This is a genomic window from Microbacterium sp., assembly GCF_041641055.1.
Classification (GTDB): Bacteria; Actinomycetota; Actinomycetes; order Actinomycetales; family Microbacteriaceae; genus Microbacterium.
Genome location: NZ_JBEPZB010000007.1, coordinates 143,467 through 153,221, shown reverse-complemented (window position 1 = coordinate 153,221; position 9,755 = coordinate 143,467). Strand labels below are relative to the sequence as shown.

The 9,755-nt window shown below is 69.3% G+C and carries 9 protein-coding genes and 1 pseudogene; 9 read left to right on the top strand and 1 reads right to left on the bottom strand.

The features are described 5' to 3' along the window. Positions 1 to 281: 281 nt before the first annotated feature. Positions 282 to 1,784, top strand: coding sequence for an IMP dehydrogenase (gene guaB / locus ACESK8_RS06920; protein ID WP_060927043.1), 1,503 nt, complete (start codon positions 282 to 284; stop codon positions 1,782 to 1,784). 71 nt (positions 1,785 to 1,855) lie between these two features. On the opposite strand, the gene ACESK8_RS06915 is transcribed toward guaB, so the two are convergent. Further along, positions 1,856 to 2,263, bottom strand: a complete 408-nt coding sequence (locus ACESK8_RS06915; protein WP_372967898.1) for a hypothetical protein — start codon at positions 2,261 to 2,263, stop codon at positions 1,856 to 1,858. Between the two features lie 155 nt (positions 2,264 to 2,418). Here ACESK8_RS06915 and ACESK8_RS06910 point away from each other — a divergent pair. The 8 genes and pseudogenes from ACESK8_RS06910 to ACESK8_RS06875 all read left to right on the top strand — a co-directional run bounded on the left by ACESK8_RS06910 (position 2,419) and on the right by ACESK8_RS06875 (position 9,720). Further along, positions 2,419 to 2,731 (top strand): annotated as a pseudogene (locus tag ACESK8_RS06910) (DUF2277 domain-containing protein). 479 nt (positions 2,732 to 3,210) lie between these two features. After that, positions 3,211 to 4,269, top strand: coding sequence for a response regulator (locus tag ACESK8_RS06905; RefSeq protein ID WP_372967897.1), 1,059 nt, complete (start codon positions 3,211 to 3,213; stop codon positions 4,267 to 4,269). Then, a complete protein-coding gene (locus ACESK8_RS06900; protein ID WP_372967896.1) occupies positions 4,269 to 5,258 on the top strand; it encodes an ATP-grasp domain-containing protein in 990 nt (329 codons plus the stop codon). The genes ACESK8_RS06905 and ACESK8_RS06900 overlap by 1 nt, the downstream gene beginning before the upstream one ends. Beyond that, positions 5,255 to 5,968: a PHP domain-containing protein gene (locus ACESK8_RS06895; RefSeq protein WP_372967895.1), complete on the top strand. Its 714-nt coding sequence runs from the start codon at positions 5,255 to 5,257 to the stop codon at positions 5,966 to 5,968. The genes ACESK8_RS06900 and ACESK8_RS06895 overlap by 4 nt, the downstream gene beginning before the upstream one ends. Then, entirely contained in the window at positions 5,953 to 7,455 is a 1,503-nt protein-coding gene (locus tag ACESK8_RS06890; protein WP_372967894.1) for a glycosyltransferase, read from the top strand. Before ACESK8_RS06895 ends, ACESK8_RS06890 begins: the two co-directional genes overlap by 16 nt. Next, positions 7,452 to 7,592 carry a hypothetical protein gene (locus ACESK8_RS06885; RefSeq protein ID WP_372967893.1) on the top strand — a complete coding sequence of 47 codons (141 nt, stop codon included), beginning with the start codon at positions 7,452 to 7,454 and terminating at the stop codon, positions 7,590 to 7,592. Before ACESK8_RS06890 ends, ACESK8_RS06885 begins: the two co-directional genes overlap by 4 nt. Next, complete coding sequence (locus ACESK8_RS06880) at positions 7,589 to 7,939, top strand: response regulator (RefSeq protein ID WP_372967892.1); 351 nt, start codon at positions 7,589 to 7,591, stop codon at positions 7,937 to 7,939. The genes ACESK8_RS06885 and ACESK8_RS06880 overlap by 4 nt, the downstream gene beginning before the upstream one ends. Then, the gene (locus ACESK8_RS06875) at positions 7,936 to 9,720 is read left to right on the top strand and encodes an ATP-binding protein (RefSeq protein WP_372967891.1); all 1,785 of its coding nucleotides are present in this window, start codon (positions 7,936 to 7,938) and stop codon (positions 9,718 to 9,720) included. The genes ACESK8_RS06880 and ACESK8_RS06875 overlap by 4 nt, the downstream gene beginning before the upstream one ends. Positions 9,721 to 9,755 lie beyond the last annotated feature (35 nt).

The window sequence follows — 9,755 nt, the reverse complement described above, 5'->3', positions numbered from 1 at the left end:
ATCGTCGGACGCACAGAACCTCCAGCCCAGTACACAGGCCATGACGGAGTTGTTCATCGGCCCTGATGTACGACGGTATGAGCGTAATGTGTCGGCTCTGTTTCAACCAAGGCACGATCTGCTCACGCTGAGAACGATCCCATCACGAAGTTGCGAAACCTCGGTCGGATCGCAGTCGCCGCCCTGCGCAGGGCGTGGAGGCGCCCGGGAATTTCCTCAGCCTCCCCGCGCTTAGAATTGGTACACCCTCGCCCCAGATCGCGCCCGCAGGAGGATCATCCATGGACCAGCACGACCCCTTCGGCTTCGTCGGACTCACGTACGACGATGTGCTACTCCTCCCGGGGCACACCGACGTCATCCCCAGCGAGGCGGACACCTCGTCGCGGATCACGCGCCGCATCTCGGTCGCCACCCCGCTGCTCTCCAGCGCGATGGACACGGTCACGGAGTCCCGTATGGCGATCGCCATGGCTCGTGAGGGCGGCATCGGCATCCTCCACCGCAACCTCTCCATCGCCGATCAGGCCGCGCACGTCGACCGCGTCAAGCGCAGCGAGTCGGGCATGATCACCGACCCGATCACGACGAACCCCGACGCGACCGTCGAAGAGGTCGACGCGCTCTGCGCGAAGTACCGCATCTCCGGCCTTCCCGTGGTCGACCCGGACGGGCGCCTCGTCGGCATCATCACCAACCGCGACATGCGCTTCGTGTCGGGCTTCGAGCGTCAGACCACGTTCGTGAAGGACGTCATGACGTCGGAGGGACTCGTCACCGCCAAGGTCGGCGTCGCCGCAGGAGAGGTCATCTCGCTGTTCGCCAAGCACCGCGTCGAGAAGCTGCCGCTCATCGACGACGAGGGCAAGCTCGCGGGGCTCATCACCATCAAGGACTTCGACAAGAGCGAGAAGTACCCCCTCGCCACCAAGGACGACCAGGGGCGGCTGCGCGTCGGCGCGGCCATCGGCTTCTTCGGCGACGCCTGGGAGCGCGCGGAGGCGCTGCGTGACGCCGGCGTGGACGTGCTCGTCGTCGACACGGCAAACGGACAGTCGCAGGGCGTCATCGACCTGGTCACCCGCCTCAAGGCGGACGAGAGCTTCGCCCACATCGACGTCATCGGCGGCAACGTCGCCACCCGCGAGGGCGCTCAGGCACTCATCGACGCGGGCGTCGACGCGGTCAAGGTCGGTGTCGGCCCCGGTTCCATCTGCACGACCCGCGTCGTGGCCGGTGTGGGCGTGCCCCAGGTCACCGCGGTCTACGAGGCGTCGCTCGCCGCGCGCCCCGCCGGCGTGCCGGTGATCGCGGACGGTGGCCTGCAGTACTCGGGCGACATCGCCAAGGCACTCGTCGCCGGTGCGGATGCGGTGATGCTCGGCTCGCTGCTGGCCGGCACCGACGAGTCGCCGGGTGAGATCGTGTTCCAGTCGGGCAAGCAGTTCAAGCAGTACCGCGGCATGGGCTCCCTCGGGGCCATGCAGACCCGTGGGAAGCAGACCTCGTACTCGAAGGACCGCTACTTCCAGGCCGATGTGCCCAGCGACGACAAGCTGATCCCCGAGGGCATCGAGGGCCAGGTCCCGTACCGCGGACCGGTCTCGGCCGTCGCGTACCAGCTGGTCGGCGGACTGCGTCAGTCGATGTTCTACGTGGGCGCTCGCACCATCGAGGAGCTCAAGCAGCGCGGCAAGTTCGTGCGCATCACGGCCGCGGGACTCAAGGAGTCGCACCCGCACGACGTGCAGATCGTCGTCGAGGCGCCGAACTACAAGCGCTGAGTCGAGACGAGGGAGGGGCCGGATGCGACAGCATCCGGCCCCTCCGTCATTTTCTTGCGGCAGTCCCCGCCTCAGTTGCAGGTGTAGGTGACGCCGTCGACCTCCCACACGCCGGGGCCGAGCTCCGCGCACATGGAGAAGATGCTCGCGAACACCGTGATGAGCAGGATGATCCCGATGATCCAGATCACCGTGATCACTGCGCCGACGATGATGCCCGCGATCGCGAGTCCCTTCGGAGCGCGCGCCTTGCCGAGGCGGACGGCGGCGATGATGCTGATGATGAGGCCGATCGGCGCCACGAGGAAGGCCAGGACGAGGCCGGTGATCGCGAGACCGTTGCCGGGAGTCGACGGCGGCGTTCCGGGGTGAGCGGGACCTGCGACCGGATAGGCGGCGGGGTCGGCACCGTTGGCGGAAGCGCCGTTCCAGGTCGGCGGGGTGTACTGCGCGTCGCCGGGGGGTGGCGGGTTCGTCATGGTCGCTCCGTTTCTGGATGTTCGGACACGGACGGATGCCGCGCTCGAAGCCGAGCGTAGTGAGCCGAGACCGGTGGGCGCCATCCCGCGCCGGCTCGGGGCGTCGAGCGGGCCCGCTCTTCCGCCTGCGGCGCGTGCGGCGTACCGTGCCGGGTATGTGCCGAAACATCGTCCCACTGAACAATCTCGAACCGGCGGCCACGGATGCCGAATGTCACGATGCCGCACTGCAGTTCGTGCGCAAGATCTCGGGGACGACCGCGCCGTCCCGCGCGAACCAGGCCGTGTTCGACCAGGCGGTCGAGGAGATCGCGCTCGCGACGAGGGCGCTCATCGACGGCCTGACGACGACCGCCCCCCCGCAAGAACCGCGAGGAGGAGGCGACGAAGCGCCGTGCGCGCTCGGCCGAGCGGTACGAGGCGATCCGGGTGTTCCAGCAGGAGAAGCGGGCGCGTTCGGCATCCTGACCCGTCCCGTCCCGTCCCGTCCTGTCCCGTCCTGTCCCTGTCCCGTCCCGTTCTGTCCCGTGCCGATCTGCACAGCATGTCCCGAATGACGGATCGATTCGCCAGATCCCTGTGCAGAACGAGGCGATGTGTGCGGATCGGGACGGGACGGGACAGGACGGATGCAGGGGAGTGTCCCGGGAAGAATCCGGAACGAACGGGGCAATGTGTGCGGATCGGGACAGTGAGGGGACGGATGCAGGGGACGGATCCAGGGAAGAATCCGGAACGGACGGGGGGAAGTGTGCGGATCGGGACAGTGAGGGGACGGATGCAGGGGGCGGATTGGGACGATGAAGGAACGGACCAGAGGGGATGCCGGGCCAGGATGCCTCGATATGCCAGTATTTAGAGACACCCGCTCGACTTCCCCCCGAGCTCCCGGCACGAAGGTCGCCGGGAAGCGACACGCCGGAGCATGACCGGCAGGGGACTTCCCCATGAGAGCCGCAGATATGCCCCAGGATGCCCCCCGCGTCCTCGTCGTCGACGACGACCCCGACGTCGCCCTGCTCGTGAAGACCGTGCTCGAGAGACGCGCCGGCTGCGAGGTCGTCGTCGCCACCGACGGTCATGCGGCGGTCGAACGCCTCGCCGGCTTCACGCCCGACGTCGTCGTCACCGATATCGAGATGCCAGGCCTCGACGGCCTCCAGCTCCTGGCAGCGCTCCGCCGCGACGACCCGCTGCTGCCGGTCATCGTGATGACCGCCCATGTCTCGGTCGAGTACGCCGTCTCGGCGCTCCGTGCGCAGGCGGACGAGTTCCTCACCAAGCCGCTCGACAACACCCGCCTGGTCGAGGCCGTGACCCGGCTCGTCGCCGAGGGGCGAGCGCGGCGTGAGGCGAACCGGCCGCACGAGGTCGTGCTCGCGATCGGCGCGCATCCGGATGACGTCGAGATCGGCGTCGGCGGCATCCTCGCGGCCCACGCGCAGGCCGGCGACGCCATCACCATCCTGACCCTGTCGCGGGGAGCGCGCGGGGGAGATGCCGACAGCCGCCAGCACGAGTCCCTCGCCTCGGCGGAGATGCTCGGGGCGCGCCTGTTCGTCAAGGACCTGGTCGACACGGAGATCTCCGGCGGCGGCGCCACCGTGCGGCTCATCGAGGAGGTCGTGCAGGAGGTGCAGCCCACCATCGTCTACACCCACTCGTCGAACGACCGCCACCAGGATCACCGGGCCGTGAGCGAGGCGACCATCGCCGCGACCCGTCGTGTCGGGACCGTCGCCTGCTACCAGAGCCCGTCCGCGACGATCGACTTCCGCCCGACGCGCTTCGTGCGCATCGACCCGTTCATCGCGCAGAAGCTCCGGCTGCTGGAGTGCTTCGGTTCGCAGACCGCGACCCGGGACTACCTCGAGCCCGATTTCGTGACGGCCACCGCCCGATACTGGTCGCGCTTCGGCGGGGGAGCAGCGGTCGAGCCGCTGGAGGTCGTCCGCGAGACCGCCGAGTTCATCGGCGCCCACGAACTCACCCGACGGGAGAGCTGATGACCGCGCGCGTACTGGTGACCGGCGCAGGCGGACCTGCCGGGGTGGCCGTGATCCGCTCGCTGCTCCGGCGCTCCGACCTCGAGGTCTTCGCCGCCGACATGGACGGCTGGGCGAGCGGGATCTATCTCGTGCCCCCGACCCATCGCCGCCTGGTGCCGCCGGGGCGCGACGACGACTTCGTGCCCGCGATCGCGCGGATGGTGGCCGACGACGACCTCGACCTCGTGATCTCGACCGTGGATGTCGAACTCATCGCCCTCGCCGGCCGTCGGGGCGAGATCGCCCCCGCCGTCCTCGCCGCCCCCTCGCAGGAGACGCTCTCGACGGCGCTCGACAAGCTCCTGCTCGCCGAGCGCTGCGAGGCCACCGGGCTGACCCCGCGCACCGTGCTCGCGGGGCCCGACGCCGCGCGCGTCGACTGGGAGTTCCCGGTGTTCGCCAAGCCTCGCCAGGGCGCGGGCAGCCGCGGTGTTCGTCTGGTCGCCGACCGCGCAGCGCTCGACGCCCTGCCGCTGGACGAGGGGCTCATCGTCCAGGACTACCTCCCGGGCGAGGAGTACTCGGTCGACGTGATCGCCGACGCGAACGGAGCGGTCGTCGCGGCCGTCCCCCGCACGCGGGCACGGGTCGATTCCGGGGTCGCCATCGCCGGACGGACCGTGCACGACGATGAGCTCGAGCAGGCGGCGGCATCCATCGCCAGGGCCATCGGACTGGTCGGGGTGGCCAACGTCCAACTCCGCCGTGATCGCGCGGGACGAGCCGTGCTGCTCGAGGTCAACCCGCGGTTCCCCGGAGCGCTGCCCCTGACGATCGCCGCCGGCGTCGACATCCCCTCACTCGTGGCCGACCTGTTCCTCGGGCGGGAGATCCCGGCCGAGGTCCCGTTCCGCGAGATCGCGTCCGTGCGCTTCCTGGAGGATGTGATCCTCGAGATCGACGACGTTCTCGAATCCGCGCACGCCGGGCATCAGGAGGAGCTGTGACCCACGCCCTGCTGCGCGGCGACCATCACGTCCACTCGACCTTCTCGGACGACGCCGTCTCCACCCTGGAGGAGAACGTCGCCGCCGCCTCCGCCCGCGGGCTCGAGACGATGCGCCTGGTCGACCACGTGCGCCGCTCGACGACGTGGGTCCCCGAGTACCTGACGGCGGTCCGCGCACTGCGCGTGCCGGACGGCCTCACGGTGCTCACGGGCGTGGAGGCGAAGATCCTGGATGCCGCCGGCGAGCTCGACATCCCCGAGCTGCCGTCCGGGATCGACCGGATCCTCATCGCCGACCATCAGTTCCCCGGAGTCGACGGGCCGCTCGGTCCGAGCGCGGTCCGCGAGCGCATCGAGGCGGGGTGGGCCCCGCAGGATGCGCTGGACCTGCTGGTCTCGGCGCTGATCGCGACCATGCGCCGGCATCCGGGCAACCAGTTGGCGCACTGCTTCTCGATCCTGCCGAAGATCGGCCTGTCCGAGACCGATCTCGGCACCGAGCGTATCGACGCCTGGGCTCGGGCGGCCGCGGAGACCGACACGCTGGTCGAGGTCAACGAGAAGTGGGGGTGCCCCGGCATCCCTCTCCTCGACGCACTGCAGAAGGCCGGCGCGCGGATCGTCGCCTCGACGGACAGCCACGAGGCGTCCGAGGTCGGGCGCTATGCGCGGGTGGCCGAGATGCTCGACGGATGGGAGGCGCGCTGATGTCGGACCTGCACTGGATCGAGATCGCGGTCGTCGTGATCCTCCTGCTCTGCGTGCTCGTCGGGACGCTCCCGGTGATCAACACCGGACTGCAGTTCCTGGTGCTGCCCGTGCACGCGTTCCGCAACCACTACGGCAAGGCGGCGCCGCATCATCCGCGCGTCGCAGTGCTGATCCCGGCGTGGAATGAGGGGCTGGTGCTCGGGCACGCGATCGAGCGGCTCATGCAGCTCGAATACCCGGCCGATCGACTGCGCATCTTCGTGATCGACGACGCCTCGACCGATGACACCCCGCAGGTGGTCGGGGCGAAGGCGGCAGCGTACCCCGGGAGGGTCGTGCATCTGCGCCGCGACAAGGGCGGCGAGGGCAAGGCGCACACGCTCAACCATGGCCTGGATGTCGTGCTCGCGGACGACTGGACGGAGTCCGTGCTCATCATGGACGCCGACGTCATCTTCGCGCGGGACTCGCTGCGCAAGATGAGCCGACACCTCGCCGACGAGAAGGTCGGAGCCGTCACGGCGTACATCGCCGAGGGCAGCCGCGATCGCAACTACCTCACCCGTTTCATCGCGATCGAGTACGTGATCGGTCAGCTCTCCGCCCGTCGGACCCAGAACGTCGGAGGAGCGATCGCGTGTCTCGCCGGCGGCGCGCAGCTGCACTCGCGGGCGAATCTCGAGGCGATCGGCGGGCGCATCCCCACCGGCACGCTCGCCGAGGACACGATGACGACCTTCGAGGGTCAGCTCGCGGGCCGGCGGATGGTCTTCGAACCGCATGCCGTCGTCCTCGCCGAGGAACCCCGCACGATCGACAGCCTCTGGAAGCAGCGCCTGCGCTGGGCCCGGGGCAACGTGCAGCTGACGTCGATCTACCGCCACCTGTGGTTCCGACCCCGTCGCGAGCACAATCTGGGCAGCTTCGCGTTCGGACTCGCCTGGTTCACGATCCTCCTGCTTCCGGCGTTCATGATCCTCGCGGCCTCCGCGATGCTCGCGCTGCTGATCCTGCACAGCGACATCGCCGAGTTCGTGTTCCGCTTCATGTGGATCTCCGCCGCCTGCATCTACCTGTTCTCGATGCTCTTCGCAGTGCAGCTCGACGGCAGGATCGGCCGCCAATCATGGCGCGAGGCCCTGATGTTCCCCGGGCTGGGGGCACTGCTCCTGATGGTGATCGCGCTGTTCCCCTGGCTCTTCGAGGGGATGCTGGGCGGCACCGGCACGGAGATCACCGACCAGACCCGGTTCACGTGGGCGGTGGTGTTCTACCTGTGGGGCCCGATCTCGATGCTGGGCATCTGGCTCGCGAGGGTCGTCGAACCGCTGCCCGGCGGTCGCTTCTTCGCCGGACTGCTGCTGTACGTGTGCGGCTACGGCTCGCTGCTGTGCGCGATCACGGTCGATTCGTACATCAAGGAATGGCGTCGCGCCGACGCCGCATGGATCAAGACCGAGAAGATCGGACGGGTCGACTCATGACCGACGCACCCTCACGCGCAGCCGAGGAGGAGGAGATCACGGCGGATGCCCGTCGAGAGAAGCTCCTGATCCCGCAGGCTCTGCTGGCCCTCGGCGTCGTCGTCGTGATCGTCATCGTGCGAGAGCTGCTGCTGTGACCTCCGGGCGGCCGTTGGCCCTCGTCGTCGAGGACAGCGCTGACCAGAGCGATCTCCTGCGCCGGTACCTGGATCGCGAGGGGTTCGACGTGTTCGCGGCCGTCGACGCGGAGTCCGCCATCGCCGCCTTCCCCACGATCACGCCCGTTGTGGCCGTGATCGACCTGCTCCTGCCGGGCATCACCGGGGAGGAGTGCGCCCGCCTCGTGCAGGAGCGCTACCCGGACTGCTTCCTCATCGTCAGCTCGGTGCTGGACGTCGCCGACTACCCCGACGCCGATGCCGCGCTGCCCAAGCCGATCGTCGGAGCGGATCTGCGCCGCCTGCTGCGGGAGGTGCCGCGATGAACACCGCCACCAGCACCGTGCAGGCCACGATGGAACGCGGATGGCGCCGCTACTTCGACGACCCGACGCCGCTCATGAAGCAGGGGCCGACCGCGATCGCGGTCGCGGTCGCCGCCGTGCTCATGTGGGCGATCCCCGGCATCCCGGTCACCGACACCGTGGTCGCCGTCTTCGGGCTCGTCACGATCGTCGCGGTGACGGTGCTCGCCGCCGTGCTCTCGGTGCGCGGCGTGTACGACGGATGGGTCGTGATGCTCATCCCGATGATCGACATCCTCGGGCTCGGTGCGATCAGGGCGGGCACGGGAGGGCCGGCGTCGCTCTTCTCCTCGTTCGTCCTGCTGCCCGTGATCTGGATCGCCGCCGCACCCGGCCGCCGACAGGTGATCATCGTCGGCGTCTTCTCGTCGGTGGCGCTGCTGATGCCGAACCTCATCGATCCGCCGGAGGACCCGGTCGCGTGGCTGCGCGGGGTGATCGGTCCGCTCGTCTTCGCGACCGTCGGTGCGATCGTCAACGAGCTGTCGCGTCTGCAGCGCCTGCGCACGGCGCAGGCAGAGGCGCACGTCGCCGAGCGGACCGAGGCACTGGCGGCGAAGCAGGCAATGCTCGAGCAGCTCACGGCCAGCGAGCAGCAGTACCGCTCGCTCTCCGAGTCGTTCACGAGCCTGTGGAACTCGATCACCGGGCAGGCCGTTATCGCCACGGACAACAGCGGAACCATCACGGCCTGGAACCCCGGTGCGGTGCGCCTGCTCGGGATGCCGGTGCAGGAGGCGCTCGCCGAGGTCCGCGTCGACAGGTTCTTCCCCTCGCACGTGCTCGCGCAGTTCGCCCTGGACGGCGCGGGGCGCGGCGACGACGAGCTGCACCCGGGACTGCGGGCGCTGTTCGACGATGCGGACGCCGGAGTCCCGGTGGATTCGCACATCGACGTCGCGACCGTCGGCGGATCGACCGTGCCGGCTCGCGTGACGGTCACCCCGTACCAGGACTCGGACGGATCGAAGCACGGCTACCTCCTCGTGATCACCGACGAGACGAGGGCGGTCGAGGTCGCGCGGATGAAGGACGAGTTCGTGGGCATGATCTCCCACGAGCTGCGGACGCCCCTGAGCGCCATCATCGGCTTCCTCGATCTGCTGCAGAACGATCCGGCGCAGCCGCTGAGCGCGGACCAGCAGGAGTTCGTCGGGATCATCGAGCGCAATGCACAACGCCTGCTGAACCTGGTCGGCGACCTGCTCTTCACCGCACAGGTCGAATCGGGGCGTTTCCCGCTGGAGCGCGCCGAGGCCGACGTCGCGGAGCTGGTGCGCTCGGCCGTCGTCTCCGCCGGTCCGCACGCGCAGCGGGAGGGCATCGACATCGTCGCCGAGGTGCCGTCGACGCCGGTGCGCGTGTCGGTGGACTCCGGACGCATCGGTCAGGCGCTCGACAACCTGCTCTCGAACGCGATCAAGTTCACCGGCGAAGGAGGACGCGTCCTGGCCAGCGTCCGCCAGGTCGACGGCGGCGTCGAGCTCGCCGTGCGCGACACGGGCGTCGGCATCCCGGAGGACGAGCAGGGGATGCTGTTCACCCGTTTCTTCCGCGCCTCCACGGCCACCCGGAACGCCGTGCCCGGTGTCGGTCTCGGCCTCACCATCACCCGGGCGATCGTGCTCGCGCACGGGGGCACGATGGACGTCACGAGCCAGGAGGGCGTCGGCACCGAGTTCCGGATGCTGCTGCCCGCCGCCCCGCGCACCGAGGTCATCCCGGTGGTGGATCGCCGCTGATCGGTGCCGTGCGCCGGTTGCTGATATCCTGATCG